Source organism: Arenimonas sp. MALMAid1274 (genome assembly GCF_049195245.1).
GTDB lineage: Bacteria > Pseudomonadota > Gammaproteobacteria > Xanthomonadales > Xanthomonadaceae > Arenimonas.
Genome location: NZ_JBMIRR010000025.1, coordinates 217597 through 238363, shown reverse-complemented (window position 1 = coordinate 238363; position 20767 = coordinate 217597). Strand labels below are relative to the sequence as shown.

21 protein-coding genes and 1 riboswitch are annotated in these 20767 nt (G+C 68.5%); of the genes, 7 read left to right on the top strand and 14 right to left on the bottom strand.

Annotation, left to right across the window (positions count from 1 at the left end; genetic code table 11):
* Positions 1-27: 27 nt before the first annotated feature.
* Positions 28-795: a hypothetical protein gene (locus ACOQFR_RS05925; protein WP_421379575.1), complete on the bottom strand. Its 768-nt coding sequence runs from the start codon at positions 793-795 to the stop codon at positions 28-30.
* 69 nt (positions 796-864) lie between these two features.
* Between ACOQFR_RS05925 and ACOQFR_RS05920 the strand changes: the two genes are divergently transcribed.
* A complete protein-coding gene (locus ACOQFR_RS05920; protein ID WP_421379572.1) occupies positions 865-1419 on the top strand; it encodes a DUF3228 family protein in 555 nt (184 codons plus the stop codon).
* Between the two features lie 9 nt (positions 1420-1428).
* Here ACOQFR_RS05920 and ACOQFR_RS05915 read toward each other — a convergent pair whose 3' ends face one another.
* Entirely contained in the window at positions 1429-2088 is a 660-nt protein-coding gene (locus ACOQFR_RS05915) for a Fe2+-dependent dioxygenase (RefSeq protein ID WP_421379569.1), read from the bottom strand.
* 264 nt (positions 2089-2352) lie between these two features.
* Between ACOQFR_RS05915 and ACOQFR_RS05910 the strand changes: the two genes are divergently transcribed.
* Positions 2353-2928, top strand: coding sequence for a putative glycolipid-binding domain-containing protein (locus tag ACOQFR_RS05910; protein ID WP_421379566.1), 576 nt, complete (start codon positions 2353-2355; stop codon positions 2926-2928).
* A gap of 20 nt (positions 2929-2948) precedes the next feature.
* Here the strand turns inward: ACOQFR_RS05910 and ACOQFR_RS05905 are convergent, their stop codons facing one another.
* The 3 genes from ACOQFR_RS05905 to ahcY form a co-directional block, all read right to left on the bottom strand.
* The gene (locus tag ACOQFR_RS05905; RefSeq protein ID WP_421379564.1) at positions 2949-3731 is read right to left on the bottom strand and encodes a hypothetical protein; all 783 of its coding nucleotides are present in this window, start codon (positions 3729-3731) and stop codon (positions 2949-2951) included.
* A 137-nt stretch (positions 3732-3868) separates the two neighbouring features.
* Complete coding sequence (locus ACOQFR_RS05900) at positions 3869-4915, bottom strand: amidohydrolase family protein (RefSeq protein WP_421379562.1); 1047 nt, start codon at positions 4913-4915, stop codon at positions 3869-3871.
* Between the two features lie 219 nt (positions 4916-5134).
* Positions 5135-6556, bottom strand: a complete 1422-nt coding sequence (gene ahcY, locus ACOQFR_RS05895; protein ID WP_421379560.1) for an adenosylhomocysteinase — start codon at positions 6554-6556, stop codon at positions 5135-5137.
* Positions 6557-6613: 57 nt separating this feature from the next.
* A riboswitch (S-adenosyl-L-homocysteine riboswitch) is annotated at positions 6614-6702 on the bottom strand.
* 126 nt (positions 6703-6828) lie between these two features.
* Between ahcY and ACOQFR_RS05890 the strand changes: the two genes are divergently transcribed.
* Positions 6829-8691 carry a DNA/RNA helicase domain-containing protein gene (locus tag ACOQFR_RS05890; protein ID WP_421379558.1) on the top strand — a complete coding sequence of 621 codons (1863 nt, stop codon included), beginning with the start codon at positions 6829-6831 and terminating at the stop codon, positions 8689-8691.
* A 301-nt stretch (positions 8692-8992) separates the two neighbouring features.
* Here the strand turns inward: ACOQFR_RS05890 and ACOQFR_RS05885 are convergent, their stop codons facing one another.
* The 3 genes from ACOQFR_RS05885 to ACOQFR_RS05875 are packed head-to-tail and all read right to left on the bottom strand — an operon-like array spanning position 8993 to position 11280.
* Positions 8993-9961 (bottom strand): phosphatidate cytidylyltransferase, encoded by a 969-nt coding sequence (locus ACOQFR_RS05885; RefSeq protein WP_421379555.1) that lies wholly within the window; start codon positions 9959-9961, stop codon positions 8993-8995.
* Positions 9962-9970: 9 nt separating this feature from the next.
* The gene (locus ACOQFR_RS05880) at positions 9971-10567 is read right to left on the bottom strand and encodes a lysophospholipid acyltransferase family protein (RefSeq protein WP_421379552.1); all 597 of its coding nucleotides are present in this window, start codon (positions 10565-10567) and stop codon (positions 9971-9973) included.
* Complete coding sequence (locus tag ACOQFR_RS05875) at positions 10567-11280, bottom strand: CDP-alcohol phosphatidyltransferase family protein (protein WP_421379550.1); 714 nt, start codon at positions 11278-11280, stop codon at positions 10567-10569. The genes ACOQFR_RS05880 and ACOQFR_RS05875 overlap by 1 nt, the downstream gene beginning before the upstream one ends.
* On the opposite strand from ACOQFR_RS05875, the gene ACOQFR_RS05870 reads away from it, so the two are divergent.
* On the top strand, positions 11279-11827 hold the full coding sequence (locus tag ACOQFR_RS05870; protein ID WP_421379548.1) for a hypothetical protein: 549 nt from the start codon (positions 11279-11281) through the stop codon (positions 11825-11827). The two genes, ACOQFR_RS05875 and ACOQFR_RS05870, sit on opposite strands and share 2 nt — an antisense overlap.
* 84 nt (positions 11828-11911) lie before the next feature.
* Positions 11912-12778 carry a hypothetical protein gene (locus tag ACOQFR_RS05865; protein WP_421379546.1) on the top strand — a complete coding sequence of 289 codons (867 nt, stop codon included), beginning with the start codon at positions 11912-11914 and terminating at the stop codon, positions 12776-12778.
* A 63-nt stretch (positions 12779-12841) separates the two neighbouring features.
* Here the strand turns inward: ACOQFR_RS05865 and metK are convergent, their stop codons facing one another.
* Positions 12842-14056: a methionine adenosyltransferase gene (gene metK, locus ACOQFR_RS05860; RefSeq protein WP_421379544.1), complete on the bottom strand. Its 1215-nt coding sequence runs from the start codon at positions 14054-14056 to the stop codon at positions 12842-12844.
* Positions 14057-14224: 168 nt separating this feature from the next.
* On the opposite strand from metK, the gene ACOQFR_RS05855 reads away from it, so the two are divergent.
* Together ACOQFR_RS05855 and ACOQFR_RS05850 are read left to right on the top strand one after the other, a co-directional pair.
* Complete coding sequence (locus tag ACOQFR_RS05855; protein WP_421379542.1) at positions 14225-15253, top strand: metal-dependent hydrolase; 1029 nt, start codon at positions 14225-14227, stop codon at positions 15251-15253.
* Positions 15250-15642, top strand: coding sequence for a hypothetical protein (locus ACOQFR_RS05850; RefSeq protein ID WP_421379540.1), 393 nt, complete (start codon positions 15250-15252; stop codon positions 15640-15642). Before ACOQFR_RS05855 ends, ACOQFR_RS05850 begins: the two co-directional genes overlap by 4 nt.
* A 22-nt stretch (positions 15643-15664) precedes the next feature.
* On the opposite strand, the gene dusB is transcribed toward ACOQFR_RS05850, so the two are convergent.
* The 5 genes from dusB to ACOQFR_RS05825 all read right to left on the bottom strand — a co-directional run bounded on the left by dusB (position 15665) and on the right by ACOQFR_RS05825 (position 20660).
* Positions 15665-16660: a tRNA dihydrouridine synthase DusB gene (gene dusB / locus ACOQFR_RS05845; RefSeq protein ID WP_421379538.1), complete on the bottom strand. Its 996-nt coding sequence runs from the start codon at positions 16658-16660 to the stop codon at positions 15665-15667.
* Between the two features lies 1 nt (position 16661).
* A complete protein-coding gene (locus tag ACOQFR_RS05840; RefSeq protein WP_421379536.1) occupies positions 16662-17204 on the bottom strand; it encodes a DUF1569 domain-containing protein in 543 nt (180 codons plus the stop codon).
* Entirely contained in the window at positions 17201-18166 is a 966-nt protein-coding gene (locus ACOQFR_RS05835; protein WP_421379534.1) for a ribokinase, read from the bottom strand. Before ACOQFR_RS05835 ends, ACOQFR_RS05840 begins: the two co-directional genes overlap by 4 nt.
* Before the next feature lie 3 nt (positions 18167-18169).
* Positions 18170-19459 carry a NupC/NupG family nucleoside CNT transporter gene (locus tag ACOQFR_RS05830; RefSeq protein WP_421379532.1) on the bottom strand — a complete coding sequence of 430 codons (1290 nt, stop codon included), beginning with the start codon at positions 19457-19459 and terminating at the stop codon, positions 18170-18172.
* Positions 19460-19523: 64 nt separating this feature from the next.
* Entirely contained in the window at positions 19524-20660 is a 1137-nt protein-coding gene (locus ACOQFR_RS05825; RefSeq protein WP_421379530.1) for a GGDEF domain-containing protein, read from the bottom strand.
* Between the last annotated feature and the right edge of the window lie 107 nt (positions 20661-20767).

Genomic DNA, 20767 nt, shown 5'->3' with positions numbered 1-20767 from the left:
AGCCGGCGGCGCACTCGGACGCGGGTGTTACTGCGCCGCCTCCAGCCGCGACTGCATCGCCTGCGCGGCGGCACGGTTGGCCGCGATCATCTTCGCGGCCACCGCCTGGTTGCTCATCCAGAAGCGCAGCTCTTCCATCAGCCGGGGGTCGCGCAGGTAGGCGTCCAGCACGGCCTGGGCCTCGGCTTCGGTGACCGGCGCGTCGCAATCGAGCAGCTGCTGGTTGCCGTACTCCTCTTGCCGGTGGCAGTGGGCCCAGATGTGCCGCGAAACCCGCGACGGCGTCAGGCCGCGCACGATCTTCCGGTACTCGGGGATCATGCCCAGGATGTAGTCGGTGTCGGCGCTGTTGCCTTCGCGGTAGTAGGTGGACAGCGCACCGCGCAGGCCCTGGTCGCGGATCAGGCCCAGCTCGCCGCCGCTGCGCAGCTCCTGGTAGGTGGTGTCGTCGCTGGCGTAGAGCCACATCTGGCTGGCCTGGTAGAAGGCCAGCGCGGTTTTCCAGGCCGAGCCGTCCACCAGCGTGCCGTCTTCGGCGTAGGCCACCGCCTGGTCGCCGTAGTCGGCCACCTTTTTCCAGAAGGCTTCGCGAAGGTCGATGGACTGCAGGTCGGTGCCGAGGTTGTCCTGGAGGCGGGCCAGGTAGGCCTGGGCGCGCACGTCCTCGAGCCGCGTCTCGTTCCAGTTGGCCACCTGGATGCCGATGAACACGCCCACGATCACGATCACCAGATCGATGCCAATCGCCGTCCAATTCTGCTCCCGGACGTGCTCGATGACGCGGCGCAGGCGCATGGCGCAGTCCCCCAGACTTGGCTGCGTCGGATCATCCCACGGCCGGTCCGATCGCGGCACAATGGCCGCATGAGCATCGCCATGACCGAGTTCGCCCGCGTGCGCCTGTTCCCCGCCGACGGCCGCCGCACCGCCATCCAGGACATCACTGCCGAGGCCTTCACGGCCCGGCTCAACGCCGAGGCCCCGGCGCGGGTGATTCCGGGCTATGCGCCGTTCTGCGTGCTGCATGCGCACCGCAACTGGACCACCACGCGCTGCTCGGTGATCCCGATCACCGACGCCAACCGCCACCAGCTGCGCAGCGCCTACGAGGCCCGCACGCGCGAGGAGCTGCCGGTGCTGGTGCGCTGGTTCGAAGGGCTGGAGCCGCCGGTGGCCGAGTACCTGGTGCCCATCCTTTACAGCCGCGAACAGCTGGCGAAGGAGGGCACGCCCATTGACGCCGACTGGGGCATCGTCGGCTGCCTGTACACCATGACGCCCGACGAGATCCCGATGGTGCCGATCACCATGATGCGCAATGCGCTGGGCGTGGAGGAGGGCGGCAGCGGCGTGCCGATGGACCGCGAGGCCTATCGCCGCAGCGTGGCCTTCTGGTCGCAGCACGCCAACTGGCGCTGAGCGCCGCGCTCAGGGTTCGGCGTGCCGGCGCAGCAGGTTGAAGTAGGACTTGTTGATCAGCTCGACCGCACGGGCGCTGCCCTCGAGGCCCGCCAGCTGTTCGCGCGCTTCGGACAGGTCGTGCAGCATCTCGCGCACGCTGGGCTCGCGCACCAGGCTCTGGATCCAGCCCACCACCGCCAGCCGCTCGCCGGATTCCACCGGCCGTACGCGATGCAGCTGGCCGGTGGGATAGCAGATGGCCGAACGCGCCGGCAGCTTGAACGCGGTCTCGCCGCTGCCTGACTCGAAGGCCAGCTCGCCGCCCTCGTAGGTGTCGGGCTCGTTGAGGAACAGGGTGAAGGACACGTCGCTGCGCACGTGGTTGGGCTCGGCCATGATCGGCGCGTCCACGTGCAGGCCGTAGTGCATACCGGGCTGGTAGCGGCTGACCAGCATGGTGGCCAGGCGCCGCGGCTGCGCGCCGCTCATGAAGGCATCGCAGCGGCCCAGCGCGGCCATCACCAGGGTGGCGATGCGCTTCATCACCGGGTGGTCCCAGGGGATCTGCTCGTTGTGCTTGGCCTTGCGCAGCAGCTCGCCCGCGGTGGCCCGGCCGTCAGTGAACTCGGCCAGCGAGGCCAGCCGCTTGATCTGGCTGAGCTCGTCGGGGGTGATGAGTTCGGACACGGTCAGGATCAAGGCGGGCCCCGGGGTACGGATTCGTGAATACCCCCGGAGTCTAGTTCTTTCGGCCCGGAAAGCAATGCGGTTTGCAAGCCCCAATGGTCACGAGGGCAAATCCGGGGTCAGAGTATCTTCAGGTTCGGAAGCCCCACGCGGATCGGCGCGAGGGCTTCCGAACCTGAAGATACTCTGACCCCGGATCGGATAAGGAATGCGTTGGTTTTGGGCTGTGGTCAAAAATGGAATGCCCCGCCAAGGAGTGCGCCCATGCACGGCCCCGACCACGAGACCACCCACGCCTGGCTCCGCATCGAGGACCACGGCAGCCTGGAACACGCCCGCCTGCAGCCCGCGCCTGACGGCTGGCGTGCCGATGGCACGGTGCTGGCCATCGACGCGGGCTCGCCCTTGCGGGTGGATTACCGGCTGACGCTGGATGCCCGCTGGCGCACGCGCGAACTCTGGCTGGAACAGACCTGGCACGGCGCCCGCAGCACCCTGCGCCTGCAGCGCGCCGACGACGACAGCTGGCAGCAGGACGGCCAGCCGGTACTCGCGCTGCAGGGATGCCAGGACGTGGACCTGGGCCTGAGCCCGCTGACCAACACCCCGCCCATCCGCCGGATGCTGGCCGACGGCCTGGACCGCGCCTCGTTCGACATGGCCTGGGTCCAGTTCCCCGGCCCGCGAGTGACCCGCGCCGCGCAGCGCTACACCCGCCTGGACGCAGGCCGCTGGCGCTACGAAGGCCTGGGCAGCCACTTCGAAGCCGAGCTGGACGTGGACCCCGAGGGCATCGTCACCCGCTACGGCCAGCTCTGGCAACGCATCGCCCAGGGCTGAACTCCGGGGTCAGAGTGCCTTCAGTTTCGCGACGCGGCGTCCGGCTCGAGCCTGGCCAGCAGCGCCACTGCGCGCTGGTCCGCCGAATCGATCTGCACGATATGGATGGTGGCCCAGCCCAGCTGCGACTCGATCGTCGCGGCGAGGTGTTTCGACTCCCGCACCATCGCGACCAGCTCGGATTCGTCCACGCGGCCGAAGGCGCCCAGTCCGGCCGCTTCACCCACCCCGCGCGCGGTCAGCGCCACGGGTCGCAGGCCATTGTCCTGCGTCGAGTCCAGGCCCTTCAGCGCCAGTCGGTAGCGCTGGATTTCATGCACCAGCGCGTCGTCGCGGATAAGGCCCAGGTCGCCGGCGCTGAGGAGGGAATCGAAGGCCGTCGTGCTGGGCTGCGGGTAGAGGCCATAGGTGATGCGCGTCCACAGGCCCTGGCGATCCACCGCGTCGAGCGGGGCGGTCGCCGGCACGGCCATCTGCCGGGGCAGGTCGAAGGAGCTGGTGGTCACGCCCGGCACCTGGATGTTGGTGACCGGCTGCCCGCGGGCCAGCGTAAGCACGTGGTTGGCCGCGGCGATGCGACCCAGCGCGACCTGCCGCCCGGCGGCGTATTCAGCGCGGTCCTGGCGAAGGTCGGCGGCGATTTCGCGCAGCAGCCCGGCTTCGCGCAGGCGGTCGCCGCGGTCGGTGTTCCAGTTGGCTACCTCGATGCCGATGTACACGCCGACCACCACGATCACGAGATCGATCGCGACGGCCGTCCAGTTCTGCGTGCGCAGGCTTTCCATCAAGCGGCGATAGCGCATGGTCCCCACCCCTGTTTCCCCGCCCCGATCATGCCACGGGGCAGCAACTCCGGGGTCAGAGTGCCTTCAGGTTTGCGCCGCCGCCGTGGCATGCCGCGACGCGGCGCAAACCTGAAGGCACTCTGACCCCGGACTCGTCATGGGCTGGCTTCGGGCTTGGCCTGCGGCGCGCGCGGTGCGTGGTGGGCGGCGATCTGGCCGGGCGTGAGGCGCAGGAAGCGCGCGGCGTTGTTGTACAGGATGTCGCGCTTCTGGCCCGCGTCCAGGAAGGGCGCCGTGTCGACCGCCCTGATCGCTTCGCCGATGGCGCCGGGCCAGTACATCTGGTCGCTTCCGAACAGGATGCGCTTGCCCAGGCCCGCCTCGACCATGCGCCGCAGCGCCTCGTGGAACTGCGCACGCGGAAACGCCCAGTTGTTGCAGGCGATGTCCACGTAGAGATTGGGGTAGGCGAACATCATCGCGATCATGTCGTCCACGAACGGCGAGCCGTAGTGCATCACGTAGATCCGGAGCTTCGGATACTTGCGCAGCACGGGTTCCAGCAGCAGCGGCGAGCCCATCGCCACCCGGTAGTCTTCATAGCCCGGGAAGCGTGCGGTGGCGGGCGGGCCTTCGCCCAGGTGGATGCCCACCGGGATGTCGAGCTCTTCCGCCAGCGCGAAGTAGTCCGCATAACGCGCGTCGTCGGGGGCATGGCCCCGGTACTGGATGTAGACCTCGCCCAACACCGCAAGCTGCCCCGCGCCGTGAAGCCGCCGCATCTCGGCGACCGACAGGTCGCCATCTGGCTTGGCGAAGCCAGCGCCAGGCAACACCAGGTCAGGAGCCAGCGTCCGCCACTGCGCCACCCGCTCAGGCGATCCCTCGGTCATGGCCAGCCGCACGTCATGCCGACGCAGCTCGGCAAGCGTGCCGTCGCGCAGGTCGTCGTCGTCTTTGGCGGCAAGCAGCGGGTCCTTGCATGCACCCACCTGCGAGAAATCCAGGTCCTCGCGCGGGTCCACGGTGGGTACCGGGGGCGCCCGGTCGCCGGGGCAGGCCGGGGTGCCCGGCGGCAGCTCCAGCGCGTAGGCGTGCAGATGCATGTCGATCACCGGGCCGGGGGTCGCGGCGACCGGGGCGGGCGGCCCCAGCATCGCTGCTGCCAGCAGCCACAGCCAGGACGGGGACGGCTTTGCCATGCGGGAGCTCCGGCGTGGGTTTTCAGTAGCTTGAAAGGGCAATCCGGCGGCAATCCGGGGTCAGAGTATCTTCAGGTTCGCGCCGCCGTCGCGGCAAGTCGCGGAGACGGCAGCGCGAACCTGAAGATACTCTGACCCCGGATTGGAGTTGCCCCGGATTGCCGAAACGGAAACGGGCACCCGAAGGTGCCCGTTTCTTTTACGCGATGAGGCGATGACTCAGTAGCGGTAGTGATCCGGCTTGTACGGGCCTTCCTTCGACACGCCCAGGTACGCCGCCTGGTCGTCGGTCAGCTCGGTCAGCACCACGCCGATCTTCTCCAGGTGCAGGCGCGCCACTTCCTCGTCCAGCTTCTTGGGCAGGATGTAGACCTTGGCCTCGTAGCTGTCCTTGTTGGTCCACAGCTCGATCTGCGCCAGGGTCTGGTTGGCGAACGAGTTGGACATGACGAACGACGGGTGGCCGGTGGCGCAGCCCAGGTTCACCAGGCGGCCTTCGGCCAGCAGGTAGATGCAGTTGCCGTTGGCGAAGGTGTACTTGTCCACCTGCGGCTTGATGTTCAGGCGCACGGCGCTGGACTCGTTGAGCTTGTCCACCTGGATCTCGTTGTCGAAGTGGCCGATGTTGCAGACGATGGCCTGGTCCTTCATCTGCGACATGTGCTCAAGCGTCAGCACGTCCTTGTTGCCGGTGGTGGTGACGTAGATGTCGCCACGGCCCAGGGTGGACTCGACGGTGTTGACCTCGAAGCCCTCCATGGACGCCTGCAGGGCGTTGATCGGGTCGATCTCGGTGACCACCACGCGGGCGCCGTAGGCGCGCAGCGAATGGGCCGAACCCTTGCCCACGTCGCCGTAACCGCAGACCACGGCCACCTTGCCGGCCAGCATCACGTCCATCGCGCGCTTCAGGCCATCGGCCAGCGACTCGCGGCAGCCGTAGAGGTTGTCGAACTTGGACTTGGTGACCGAGTCGTTGACGTTGATGGCCGGCACCAGCAGCTTGCCCTGTTCCAGCATCTGGTAGAGGCGGTGCACGCCGGTGGTGGTCTCTTCCGAGACGCCCTTCCAGTCCTTCACCACGTTGGTCCAGAAGCCCGGGCGCTCGCGCGCAACGCGCTTGAGCAGGTTCTTGATCACCTGCTCCTCATGGCTGCCCGACGGGGTGTTGACCCAGTCGCTGCCCTTCTCGAGCTCGTAGCCCTTGTGGATCAGCAGGGTCACGTCGCCGCCGTCGTCCACCACCAGCTCCGGGCCCTTGCCGCCCGGGAAGCTGACCGCGTCCAGGGTGCAGTCCCAGTACTCTTCCAGGGTCTCGCCCTTCCAGGCGAACACCGGGGTGCCGGTGCGGGCAATGGCCGCCGCGGCGTGGTCCTGGGTGCTGAAGATGTTGCAGGACGCCCAGCGCACGTCGGCGCCGATGTCCTTCAGGGTCTCGATCAGCACGGCCGTCTGGATGGTCATGTGCAGCGAGCCGGTGACCCGGACGCCCTTGAGCGGCTTGCTGGCCGAGTACTTCTTGCGGATGGACATCAGGCCCGGCATTTCCTGCTCGGCGATGTCCAGCTCCTTGCGGCCCCAATCGGCCAGGGACAGGTCGGCGACCTTGAAGTCGTGCTTTAGGTTGGTGACGGCGTTCATATAGGTATAGCTCCGTTGTTGGCGACACCGGCCGGGCCAGGGGCCTCGGGAGTCGCGCGTTAACGGGCGCGGTTGGTGCGGGAACCTTCGCCGAGCCTGATCCCTTGCCCCCTTGCGGGGCCGGGCTTGCAGCGCCCCTCGGCGGGGTGGGCCTTTGGGGCCGGGCGGCATTATAGCGGACTGGCGTGAAGGCGGCGATTGGCCTGTTTGGCGTGTTCATGTACGTATGCTTCGACAACGGGCGCCCACCGGGGCGAAACATGGGGCAGAGGATGCTGATCTACCAATCGACCAAGACTGGATTCCTTTCGGACTGTCAGGACAGGGTGATCGAAGACGTCGTCGCGGCCGGATACATGGAACGCACCGGTCGCTACGCGCCCGAGGGTGACTTCCGTGCTTGGAGGGGTTCATTGCCGTCGATGCAGCGCGTGCTACATGACCCCGACATTCCCGATGACGCCGGCGTCGCCATCGAATATGGCATCCCCGGGTCCAGCAAGCGCATCGACTTCCTGATTTCCGGGCGCGGAGAAGACGATGCGGCCAGCCTGATCATCGTCGAGCTCAAGCAGTGGTCCTCCTCAAAACTCAGTGACAAGGACGGACTGCTGATCGCTAACCGAGGCGGTTATGCGGAGGTCGAAGGCACGCATCCAAGCTATCAGGCCTGGTCGTATGCTGCGTTGTTGCGAGGCTTCAACGATGCGGTGCACGACCCGGCGATCGGCCTGCAGCCCTGCGCCTACCTGCACAACCATGCTGACGATGGTGTTATCAATGATTCGCGCTACAAGCCCTACCTCGACCGGGCGCCGGTGTTCCTGCGTGGTGAGTCCGAACTGCACCGGCTGCGCGCGTTTGTTCGCACGCATCTTGCCAAGGGCGATGGCGGCGCACTGCTGTGGGCGGTAGAGAACGGCCGGCTGCGGCCCTCGAAGATCCTTGCCGACAGCTTGGCGAAGATGCTGAAGGGTCATCCGGAGTTCGTGCTTATCGACGACCAGAAGGTCGTCTACGAGAACGCGCTGGCCGCGGCCCGTGCTGCCGGTCCCGGCCACAAGCGGGTGGTGATCGTCGACGGCGGCCCCGGAACCGGCAAGTCCGTGGTGGCGCTGAACCTATTGAGCCGGCTGAGCGGCGAGGGCAAGGGGGTGCGTTACATCTCGCGCAATGCCGCGCCGCGCAAGGTCTACGAGAGCAAGCTGACCGGCGAGTTTCGCGCCACGCAGATTCGCGGCTTCTTCGGCGGTCCGAACTTCCACGATGCCCCCGCAGGCGCCTTCGACGTCCTGGTCGTCGATGAGACACATCGGCTCACCGCAAAGGGCGGCTTCTACGGCAACCAGGGCGAGAACCAGCTGAAGGAACTGATAGCTGCGGCCCACTGCGGCGTCTTCTTCGTCGACGATCGCCAGCAGGTGACGTTGGCCGACATCGGTACCCGTGCCGAGGTTGAGCGCTGGGCGCAGGCGGCGGGCGCCGCCGTGCATCGCTATTCGCTGAAATCGCAGTTCCGGTGTTCGGGATCGGACGACTATCTGGCGTGGCTCGACACCTCGCTTGGCCTCGACGACACGCCGGTTGACTTCGATCCGGCTTCGTTCGACTTCCGCGTCGTGGATTCGCCCGTTGAACTGCACCGGATGATCGAGCAGCGAAATGGCGACAATCGTGCCCGCATCGTTGCCGGCTACTGCTGGGATTGGGCCAGTAAGAAGAACCCGGAAGCGTTCGACATAGTGATTCCGGAATTCGGCTATGCGCGCCAGTGGAACCTGACCGAGGACGGCAGCTTGTGGCTGATAGCGCGGACGTCCGTCGAGCAGGTCGGCTGCATCCATACCTGCCAGGGGTTGGAGGTCGACTACGTAGGTGTCATCATCGGCCCGGACCTGCTGTATCGGGGCGGACGACTGATCACGCGGGCGGAAGGTCGTTCGAAGCATGACCGGTCGATTCGTGGCTGGAAGAAGCAGGCGAAGTCCGATCCCGCGGGCACTGAAGAGCGGGTCGGCCGCATTATCCGCAACACCTACCGCACATTGATGACCCGCGGAATGAAGGGCTGCTACGTCTTCTGCACGGATCCTCCGACCCAGGAGTATTTCCGAAGTCTGCTGCAGCGAACCTGACTCGATTTTCTTGCCTGAGTGTCCGTAGAGACGTCGGCCCGTTACGTTACTGGCTACTTGGGATGCCAGAGCTCGACCCGGCCTGGAGCAGTCGGGTTGATTTCCAACTCTTTCGCCGAAGCGCGATAGACCTTGGCGATGTAAGGGCGCTGATGCTTTGCAACGAAGTCCATGATACGGGCTTGTGTTGCGAAAATTGACGATGCCAGCGCAGGGAAAGACGCGGCGCCGATCACGGTTGGCGGTGGTGCGCAAGGATGCGTCGCATACGGCATGAATTGCACTGCGGTGGGCGGCGACCTCAGCCAGCCGCCGGCACCTGGAAGAAGTACCGGCAAAGGTGGAAAAACACCGGCGCCGCAAAACACACAGAATCCAGCCGATCCAGCATGCCGCCATGCCCTTCGATCATCTGGCCCCAGTCCTTGGCGCCGAGGCTGCGCTTAACGGCCGACAGCGCCAGCCCGCCAAAGAACCCCGCCATCACGATCACCGTGGACATCGCCGCCGCCTGCCACGGCGAAAACGGCGTGGCCCAGTACAGCGCGGTACCCACGCCTACGGCCAGCAAGCCGCCACCCACCAAGCCCTCGACCGTCTTGGACGGACTCACCTTCGGCGCCAGCTTCGTGCGCCCAAACAGCTTGCCCACCACGTACTGCAGCACGTCGCTGATCTGCACCACCAGCAGCAGGTAGAACAGCAGCATCAGGTTCTCGCCCAGCCCGCCTTCCAGATCCAGCAGCAGCAAGGCCGGCGCGTAGCTGATGAAGTACACCGTGATCAGCACGCCCCACTGCAGCTTGGTGATGCGCTCCAGGAACTGTTCGGTATCACCCTGCAGCGCGGCCAGGATCGGCAGCCCCAGCATGCCGTACACCGGGATGAAGATGGCGAACAGCCCGTACCAGTCGCTGTAGATCAGCCAGTACTGCACCGGCAGCAGCACGTAGAACGCGGCGACCAGCGCCCAGTGATCGCCCGCCCGCGTCGGCGTCAACGTCACGAACTCGCGCAGCGCCACCAGCGACGCAAACGCAAACAGCACCACTGTCGCCCCCGCACCCAGCCAGAAGCACGTTGCCAGCACCGCCACCATCCACCACCAGGCCACGATGCGCTGGTTGAGGTTGGTGATGGTGTTGCTGGGATTGCCGCGCTGGCGCAGGTGCAGCACGCCGCCGATCAGCGAGGCCACCACCAGCAGCGCAACCACGCCGCTGAGCAGCTGGAGGATGGGGTTGGAGAAATCCAGTTCCAGGGACGGCATCGTCGGGCCTCAGGCCAGGGCGACCACGGCGGCCCGGGCGCGTTCCAGGAACGCCGCCTTGGTTTCGCCGGGCACGTGGGACAGCGGCGCGCCGAAGCGCACCGCACAGGTCAGCGGCACCGGGATGTGGGCGCCCTTGGGCATGGAGCGGTAGAGGTTTTCCAGATACACCGGCACAAGCTCGACGTCGGGGTGGCGCATGGCCAGGTGGTAGAGGCCGCTCTTGAACTCGGCCGGCAGGCGCTCGCCGCGGCGGGTGCCTTCGGGGAACAGGATCAGCGAGTCGCCGTGGTTCAGGGCCTCGCTCAGCGGGGCCAGCGGGTCGCTGTCGGGGTCGGTGCGCTCGCGGTCGATCAGCAGGGCACGGAAGGTCGTGTCGGCAAACCATTTGCGCAGGCCCGGCTTGCCCCAGTAGTCCTTCGCGGCCACGGGGCGGGTGATGCGGCGCAGGAAGCCGGGCAGGGCGGACCACAACACCGGCGTATCCAGGTGGCTGGTGTGGTTGGCGAAGTAGATGCGCGTGTTGGGCAGCGGCTGGCAGCCCAGCCAACGCGGGCTGGCGCCGACCAGGCCTCGCAGCAGCAGGATGAGCGGGGTGCCGAGCATCAGGCCTTGGGCCCCGCGGCGGCGGCGCGTTCGCGCAGCAGGCGCGCCAACTTCAGCGTGCGCGTCACGCAGGTCACGGCCGAGCCGACCACGATGATCCACAGGGCCACCTGCAGCGCGTACCAGGCCTCGCCCCACCACGGCCACAGCGCCGCCACCAGCAGGCCCACCGTCATCACGAACATGCGCTTGGGCTTGGACTGCACGCCGCTGAAATCCTGCGCAAAGCCCAGCGCGCCGCCGGTGGTGCGGATGTAGGCGGTGACCGCTGCGAGCAAGGCGCCGGCCCAGCCGAGGATGGGTTCGCCGGCGGCCATGCCCAGCGCGACGATGAACACCGAATCGGCGATGCGGTCCGGCAGTTCATTCCACAGCGGCCCGGTCGGCCCACCCAGCCCGCCTTCCACCGCCACCATGCCGTCCAGCAGGTTGCACAGCAGCCGCAGCTGCACGGCCACCGCGCACAGCACCAGCCCTGCGGGGCCGGGCACGTGCAACAGCGCCGCCATGCCCGCGAAGGCGATCGGAATGCTGATGGCCGAAATCAGGTCCGGGCTGACACGGGCCTTGGCGAGGGCCGCGGCCAGGGCGCGCGCCCAGCCGGCGCTGCGAGTGGCCAGGGGACGGCGGGACTCGGTGGGATTGGGCATGCGGGCAAGATGCCAGATCGGACGTCGTCCCGGATAGATGGCCTCGAAGTAGGATGGCCGCATGCGCCCCCCATCGCGACTGCTGTCCGTCCTGGCCTCCGGCTTCTTCGTTCCCGCCACCACCCTGCTGGTCGGCGTGCCGATCGCCCACGCCTTGTCGCATGCGCAGGCGCGCGACCTGACGCGCGGCGCCGCGCCGCACCGCGCGCTGGAGGTGCCGCTGGTGGACCGCAAGGCGCCGGGGTTCGCGCTGGCCTTCGACGCCGGGGGCGTCGAGGCGGCCCTGCGGCAATGGCCCGGGCTGACCGTGCGACTGCCCCCGTCGGGCAACCTGGCCGGCCAGAAGAAGGGCGAGCGCCTGGAATGGCGCGTGGTGTCCGACCGGCCGGCGGGGCAGCATGTACAGCTAGTTCGCCAGGGCGGCCGCTACACGCTGACGCTGGACTACGTGGCCACCGAATCCGGCATCGTGCCGCTGCGCTCGCGCGAGCTGTCGTTGGCGCATGCGGTGCAGGGCATGGCGCTGGGCCTGCTGGTGGCGCTGGTGTTCCAGCGCGGCATGCGTCGGTGGCAGCAGGGTCGCACGAGGCCCGGAGTGGGAGCGGCCTGAAAAACCCCGGCGCCCGGCACGCCAGCCGCAGGCCAAGTCCTGCGGGTTAGCATGGGGCCGCCATCCCCGCCGGAGCTGGTGACCATGCCACGCCTGTCCATTGACGAACTCGTCGCCATCGAAGACGAGGAGGATCTCAACGAGGCCTTCTTCTGGATCGACTGGCGATCCATGGAAAGCGAAGTGGTCGAAGCCTTCGCCGAGCGGCTGGATGCAGGCGACGAGCTGGGCTTCCGCGAAGAGGACTGGCGCACGATCCCGATCTACAACGGCGTGGAATACCCGGTGCCCCTGACGCAATCGGGCAGCGACCGCTACGTGATGATCTTTTCGCTGATGGAGATACTGAAGGACCGCTACACCGTGCTGCGTGATGCCAACTGCTGCGGCGACACCCATGGCTTCCTGCTGCTCAGCCACGAAGAGGCGGCGGACCTGACGAGTCGTTTCCCGAAGTGGAAGCGAAAGCACCTGGACACGATGACGCCGGGCGTGGATGGCTTCAGCGGACTGGACGTGCCCTGGTACGGCCATGAGGCCCACGCGCCGAAGTTCACCCAGGAGCGGGCCAGACTGGATGCGGAAAGCGCGCGTGTGCGTGAGCGGTCGCATCGCTTCGCGCAGGCCGTGGCCGATGACTACGCCGTGGGCGGCGAGGGCGAGGAAGGTCTGCTGTCCGTGCTTTCGCGTCAACATGCCGCAGCGGGCGCCTACGCGGTGGGCAGCGTGCTTTGCGCCCTGGCCGCCGCGATGGGTCTGGGCGTGGCCGCGTCCGCAACGCGCACGCTTTGGATCGCCGCGGGTCTGTTCGCGCTGGCCGGCGTGCACCACGCCGTGCTGGCCTGGCACGTTCGCGGCGGCTACCGTCCTAAGCTGTGGCAGCGGATCCTGCCGGCCGTGGTCATCATCGGGCTGATGCTGGTTGCACCGCGCTTGTTGCGGGGCGGCTGAGGGCGCAAAAAGAAACGGGCCGCTTTCGCGGCCCGTTTGCTTGAAGCCTGGGACAGGTCCCGGTTACTTCTTGAGGCCCGCCGCCTTGCGCAGCGCCTCGGCCCGGTCGGTCTTCTCCCACGAGAACGTCGTCGCGGTGTGCTTCTTGCCCGCGGCGTCGGTGTAGGTGATGTCCTTGGGCTTGCGGCCGAAGTGGCCGTAGCTGGCGGTCGGCTGGTAGATCGGGTGCAGCAGGTCCAGCATCTTGGTGATGCCGTACGGGCGCAGGTCGAAGTGGGCGCGGATCAGCTTCTCGATCTTCTCGTCGCTGATCTTGCCGGTGCCGAAGGTGGTGACCGAGATCGAGGTCGGCTCGGCCACGCCGATGGCGTAGGACACCTGCACTTCGCAGCGGTCGGCCAGGCCGGCGGCGACGATGTTCTTGGCGACGTAGCGCGCGGCGTAGGCGGCCGAACGGTCGACCTTGGACGGATCCTTGCCCGAGAACGCGCCGCCGCCGTGGCGGGCCATGCCGCCGTAGCTGTCCACGATGATCTTGCGGCCGGTCAGGCCGCAGTCGCCCACGGGGCCGCCGATCACGAACTTGCCGGTCGGGTTGATGTGGATCTTCGACTTCGGCAGGTCCTTCAGCCACTCCTTGGGCAGCACCGGCTTGAGGATGTGCTCGTACACGGCCTCGACCAGCGCCTTCTGCTTGATGTCCTCGTCGTGCTGGGTGGACAGCACCACGGCATCCAGGCCCAGCACCTTGTTGCCTTCATAGCGCAGGGTGACCTGGCTCTTGGCGTCCGGGCGCAGCCACTTGAGCTTGCCGCTCTTGCGGACCTTGGCCTGCTGCTCGACCAGGCGGTGCGAGTAGTACAGCGGCGCCGGCATGAATTCCGGGGCCTCGTTGCAGGCATAGCCGAACATCAGGCCCTGGTCGCCCGCGCCCTGTTCTTCCGGCTTCTTGCGGTCCACGCCCTGGTTGATGTCGGGCGACTGCTTGCCCAGCATGTTGATGATGGCGCAGGTGTGGCCGTCGAAACCCACGTCGGAGTTGTCGTAGCCGATGTCGTTGATCACCTTGCGGGCCAGCGACTCGATGTCCACCCAGGCCGAGGTGGTGACTTCGCCGGCCACGATGGCGGCGCCGGTCTTCACCATGGTCTCGCAGGCGACGCGGGCGCGCTTGTCCTGAGCCAGGATGGCGTCGAGGACGGCGTCGGAAATCTGGTCGGCGATCTTGTCCGGGTGGCCTTCGGAAACCGACTCGGAGGTGAAGAGGTAGCTGGACATCGTTGCTTATATCCTTTGATTGCGATGAAAGGATGGAGTGAGGGGCGGCATGATACACGGCCGGGGGCCCAGGTGCATCCTGCACCGCCACGTGTTGCCCTGTCGTTAAGGCCCGGCCGGCCGGCGCTTTCACGCCTCGCTGGCCCGCGGGCAGGCTAGCCTAGGCCGATGGATTCCCTCAGCCAGATCGTGCTCGGCGCCGGCATCGCGGCCGCCCTCGTGCCCGCGCGCCACCGGCGCGCCGCGCTGCTGGCCGGCGCGGCCCTGGGCACGGTGCCGGACCTGGACGTGATCCCGCTGGCGCTGCTGGCGCCCGACCCGGTGGCCAACATGACCTGGCACCGCACGGTGTCGCATTCGCTGTTCGTGCTGGTGCCGGCGGCGGTGCTGCTGTGGGCCTGGCTGCGCGGGCGCGGCGGCCGCGTGGCCGAGGCGCCGCGGCGCTGGCTGTGGGCCATCGTGCTGGCGCTGACCACGCACCCGGTGCTGGATGCCTTCACCGTGTACGGCACGCAGCTGTTCTGGCCGCTGCCGGTGCGGCCTTCGATGTGGTCCAGCGTGTTCATCATCGATCCGCTGTACACGCTGCCGCTGCTGGTGGCCTGCGTGGTGGCCGCGTTCGCGGGCGTGCGGCCGGTCGCGCAGCGCGCGCTGGTGCTGGGCCTGGCGCTGAGCACCGCGTACCTGGGCTGGTCGCTGGTGGCCAAGGCGCTGGTGGAGCGCCAGGCCGAACGCGCGCTGGCGGCGCAGGGCCTGCAGGACGCGCCGCGCTTCTCGGTGCCGCTGCCCTTCAACACGCTGCTGTGGCGCGTGGTGGTGATGACGCCGGAAGGCTACCTGGTCGGCGACCGCTCGCTGGTGGCCGACACCGGGCCGATGCGCTTCACCGCCTACCCGTCCGACGTGCAGTCGCTGGCCGAGGTGGGCGATTACCTGGCGGTGCGCCGGCTGCTGTGGTTCAACCACGGCTTCATGAAGGCGCAGGTGGTGGACGACTCGCTCGTGCTGAGCGACCTGCGCATGGGCGTGGAGCCCGACTACACGTTCCGCTTCGAGGTGGCGCGTCGCGAGGGCGACGGCTGGCGCGAGGTCGTGCCGGTGCAGCAGACCTGGCCCTGGGACGCGGCCGAGCGTTTGCCGCTGCTTTGGCGCAGGATATGGGACGCGTCCGCCGACCTTTCCGGATCCCCGCCATGAGCCAGAACGCGCTCGACCTGTCCAACCTGCCCGAGGAAATCCGCGGCCGGGTGGAGATGGCCCTGATGAAGCTGCCGCCCGACCAGCGCCAGCAGTTCCTCAAGCACGGCTCGCCGCTGCTCAATCGCATGATCAACAAGATCGAGCAGAGCGCCGGCACGCGGCCCGGCGCCGGCCAGCACACCGGGCGCGGCGGCCCGCCGCCGCTGCCGTCGCGCATCGAGACGCCCACGCGCGGCGAAACGCCGTCGCGGCCCGTCACCATTGCGCGGCAGGCGCCCAGCGGGCACTACAACCAGACCATCCAGCCGGGCGATCGCGCGGGCTTCGGGCTGCTGTGGGTGGTGCTGCCGGTGGTCGTGGCGCTGGGCTGGCTCTGGCTGCGCTGAAGTTCACGCAGGCCCGCACGGGTCACGCCGCGGCGGTATCCCAGGCCACCCCCGCTTCCAGCGCATCGAAGTAGTCGCGGGTCAGGCGCAGCTGGTCCTGCGCCGACTCGGCGCGGTTGACCACGTGGCGGAACGAAGCGTTTTCCGGCCGGTCCTTCGCGTACCAGCCCAGGTGTTTGCGGGCGATGCGCACGCCGGCCACTTCACCGTAGAAGGCATGCAGGTCGGCCAGGTGGCCCAGCAGCACGTCGCGCACTTCGGCGATGCCGGGCTCGGGCAGGCGCTGGCCGGTGGCCAGGTAGTGCGCCACTTCGCGGAAGATCCAGGGCCGGCCCTGGGCCGCGCGGCCGATCATCACCGCGTCGGCGCCGGTGTGGCGCAGAACGAAGGCCGCTTTTTCCGGTGAGTCGATGTCGCCGTTGGCCAGCACGGGAATGCGCAGCGCGGCCTTCACCGCGGCGATGGTGTCGTACTCGGCCTGGCCGGTGTAGTGCTGGTCGCGGGTGCGGCCATGCACGGCCAGCGAGGCGATGCCGCTGTCTTCGGCGATGCGTGCGATGGTGAGCGCGTTGCGGTGCTCGCTGTCCCAGCCGGTGCGGATCTTCAGCGTCACCGGCACGTCCACCGCCTGCACCACGGCCGACAGGATGCGCGCCACCAGGGCCTCGTCGCGCATCAGTGCCGAGCCGGCCCAGGTGTTGCACACCTTTTTAGCCGGGCAGCCCATGTTGATGTCGATCAGCTGGGCGCCGTGGTCGACGTTGTAGCGCGCCGCATCGGCCAGCACTTCGGGAATCGTGCCGGCGATCTGCACGCTGATCGGGTCGGGCTCGCCGGCGTGGTCCATGCGGTGCAGCGATTTGCTGGTGTGCCAGAACTTGGGGTCGGAGATGGTCATCTCCGACACGCACAGGCCCGCGCCCAGGCGCTTGCACAACATGCGGAAGGGCTTGTCGGTGACGCCGGCCATCGGCGCCAGCACCACGTTGGGCGCGATGGTGTAGGGGCCTAGCTTCATCTCAGGCCTGCCGCACACGTTCGGCGTGGTTGGCCAGGTGCATCAGGTGTGCGCGCGTGTACTGCGCCTTGTCCAGCGCGCCATAGGCGAAGTGCGGCGACAGCGGGCCGGTGTGCGCTTCGAAGGCGGCCAGCGCGGCGTCGAGCCGCTGCGCGGCGACCGCGAGGTCGGTGGCGACCAGGGCAGGCGCACCGGGGATCGGCTCTTCCAGGTCGTGCTGCATCCGGCCCACGCGGGTGAAGGTGGCGAAGGCCAGCGACCCGGCCGTGTGCTGGAACGCGGCCGAGTTGGCCTGCGGGAATCCCGACAGCGAGTACTCGATGCTCTGCGCGCAGTGTTCGAACACCTGCGCCACCGGCCATCCCGCGGTGGCGCTGGCCTGCCCGCTGCCGATGGCCTGCACCCAGCGGCGCGCGTGCGCGATCGTGGCGAAACCCGACACCGGCGCCGCCGGGCCCGACAGCCACAGCGCGCCGCCCGCGCCCAGCGCCGCGACAGTAAGCGTGCCGGCGGTGGCCAGCCTGACGAAGGTGCGGCGCTTCATGACGGAAAGCGGGCGGCCACGTCGGCACGACGCGGCATGGCCAGGGCGGCACCGGCGCGTTCGGTGGACAGCGCCGCGAAAGCGGTGGCAAAGCGCACGGCCCGTTCGAAGCTGCCGTCGGCGCGTGCCAGGGCCGCGGCCAGGGCGCCGCTGAAGGCATCGCCGGCGCCGGTGGTGTCCACGGTGGCGACCTTGTGGGCGGGCAGCCGGTAGTGCGCGTGCGCATCGCCGCGCAGGTGTTCGCCGTGCGACACGAAGGCGCCGTCGGCGCCCAGCGTCAGCACCACGGTGGCGCGCGGTGCGAGGGCGCGGCACAGCGCGTGCAGCTCGGCATCGGGCAGGCGCGCCAGCGTGTCCGCGTCGACCTTCCGGTCTTCGTGCCGGGCCACCATCGCCGCGAATTCGGTTTCGTTCGGCGTCAGCACGTCGGCTGCGGCCAGCATTGCATCGGTGGTGGGCGCATTGGCCGGTGCAGGGTTGAGCAGGGCCATCGCGCCCGCCGCCCCTGCCGCGTCGAGCGCGGCCTGGACGGCGTCGGCGGCCACCTCGAGCTGCGCCAGCACCACGTTCGCCGCGCGCAGCGCGATGCCCTGCGCCTGCACGAACTCCACGCCCAGCTCGGCGTTCGCGCCCGGCGCGACCACGATCACGTTGCGGCCTTCCGCGTCCACGAAGATGCCTGCGGTGCCCGTGGACAGGCCGGCGTGCACTTCATCGCGCAGGTCGATGCCTTCGGCGGTGGCCAGCGCACGCGCGCCGGCCGCGGTGTCATCGGCCCCGAGCGCGGCGATGAAGACCGTGTCCGCCCCGGCGCGCACGGCGGCCACCGCCTGGTTGAAGCCCTTGCCGCCGGGCCCGCCGCTGAAACGGCCCAGGCGCGTGGCGCCAGGCTGGGGCAGGGCGTCGCTGGTCCAGACGAAGTCCTGGTTGTACGAACCAACGACGACGACGCGACCGGCCAAGGCTCAGGCACCCAGGGTGGTGAGCACGCCGGCGATGGTGGCGGTCATGAAGGTGGCCAAGGTGCCGCCCAGTACCGCGCGCAGGCCGAACTTGGCCAGGTCCTGGCGACGTTCCGGGGCCAGGCCGCCGATGCCGCCGATCTGGATCGCGATCGAGCTGAAGTTGGCGAAGCCGCACAGCGCGTAGGTGGCGATCAGCTTGCCCTTGTCGGTCAGGGCCACGCCTTCGACATTGCCGTTCACGATCTCGGCCAGCTGCAGGTAGGCCACGAACTCGTTGAGCACGATCTTCTGGCCGATCAGGCCGCCCACGGTGGTGGCGTCCTGCCAGGGCACGCCGATCACCCAGGCGATCGGGGCCAGCACGTAACCCAGCAGCGTGGCCAGGTCGGTCGGACGGCCCAGCGCGTCGGCCAGGCCGGTCACTTCGCCGACCCAGGTCAGCGGCCAGTTCAGCAGCGCGATCAGGGCGATGAAGGCCAGCAGCATGGCGCCGATGTTCAGCGCCAGGCGCAGGCCGTCGCCGGCACCGGCGGCGGCGGCGTCGATGATGTTGCTGGTGGTCTTCTCCACTTCCATCTTCACCGTGCCGCGGGTGAGCGGATTGCCGGTTTCCGGGATCAGCAGCTTGGCGATCACCAGGGTGGCGGGCGCGGCCATGATGGACGCGGCCAGCAGGTGCTTGGCGTAGTAGGCCGATTCCACCGGGTCGCCGCCGCCCAGCATGCCCACGTACGCGGCCAGCACGCCGCCGGCGATGTGGGCCATGCCGCCGATCATCATGGTGATCAGCTCGGACTCGGTCATGCGGCCGATGTAGGGGCGCACGGTCAGCGGCGCCTCGGTCTGGCCGATGAAGACGCTGGCGCAGACGCTGGTGGTCTCGGCGCCCGACACGCGCATCACCTTGGTGATGGCCAGGGCCATGATGCGCACGATGAACTGCATCACGCCCAGGTGGTACAGCACGCCCATCAGCGCGGCGAAGAAGATGATGGTGGGCAGCACCTGGAAGGCGAAGATGAAGCCGAACTTGGTGGTGTCCATCAGGTCGCCGAAGATGAAGCGCGACCCCTCGCCCACGAAGCTGAGGATCTTGACGAAGCCGTCGCCCAGCCAGTTGAAGACGTCGCGCCCGCCGGGCACCAGCAGCACCAGGGCCGCGAAGGCGATCTGCAGGGTGATGCCGGTCACCACCAGCTTCCAGTCCACCGCGCCGCGGTTGTTGGAAAACAGCCAGGCGATGCCGATCAGCACGGTGAGGCCGAACAGGCCGAAAAGGACGTCGATCATTGTTATGTGAATCCCCGGGAGATGCGGCAGGGTAGTGCAGGCCCCCCGCCCCGGCAAGGCGGACTCAGCGGTCGTCGCGGGCCACCACCCGGTTGCGGCCGTCGGCCTTGGCCTTGCCCAGGCGCTGGTCGGCGCGCTTCATCAGGCCCGACAGGTCGTTGGCGTCCAGCGGGCAGCTGGCCACGCCGGCGCTGAAGGTCAGCTTGCGCGGCTCGAAGCCGGGCTCGGGCACGAAGGGCTCGGCCTCGAGCTTGCGCCGCAGCACCTCCAGCCGCTCCCAGGCCGCGCCGATGGGCAAGTGCAGCAGCAGCACGAACTCCTCGCCGCCGACCCGGATCAGGGGTTCCTCGCGGCCCAGTTCCCGGCGCAGCACCTTCACCGCGTGGCGCAGGGCGCGGTCGCCGGCCAGGTGGCCGAGTTCGGCATTGATGTGGCGGAAGTGGTCCAGGTCGATCAGGGCCAGGCTGAGCGTGTGCCCGCCCTCGCGCGCCTCGGCCACCAGCGGCGGCACCCGAGTGTTGAGGTAGCTGCGGTTGGGCAGGCCGGTCAGGCCGTCGGTGCCCGACAGCTGGGTCAGGCGCTGGGCGCGGAAGACCACGATGGCGGTGACCAGGGTGACCGAGAGCAGCAGCACGAAGCGCTGCAGCTGGGTCGAGGTGCTGACGGTGCCGTACATCGCCGACACCATCGGCCCGGAATGGAACATGGCCATGCCCAGCCACAGCAGGCCGGTCTGGGCCAGGGCCAGGCTGCCGGCGAACAGGGTGACGCGCACATCGTGGCGCAGCGCGGTGGCGAACACGGCCAGCGGGTAACAGCACCACACCACGGCGCTGTTGAGCGCCGCGGCCGGTGAATCCACCAGGCCCAGCAGCAGCAGGACCAGGCTGACCATGCTCACGTCGAAGCTGGCCGACACCAGCGGCAGCCAGCGGTAGCGGCGCCGGCGCAGCGCCAGCCGCAGCCACAGCGTGCTCAGCAGCAGCACCAGGCCCGCGCCCACGAAGCCGGCCGCCGACTCCAGCCGTGTGCCGCCGGCCAGCATGTTCAGCAGCGGCAGCAGGATCAGCAGCGAGGCCACGCCCAGCCGCAGGCGGGCGACCAGCAGCTCGCCGCCGGCACCGACCTCGAGCAGGATTTCATCCGGCCGCTCGCGCAGCGAAGCGGCCACGTCTTCAAGCGTCTCGCGCAGGGTACTCACGCCGGGGGCCGTGCCTGTCCGCCAAACCCCGAGAATATCCCGATAACCGTGAAAACATACCAGGTATGTTTTCAGCCTGGATGAGACTCGCGGCGGACGTCACCGAA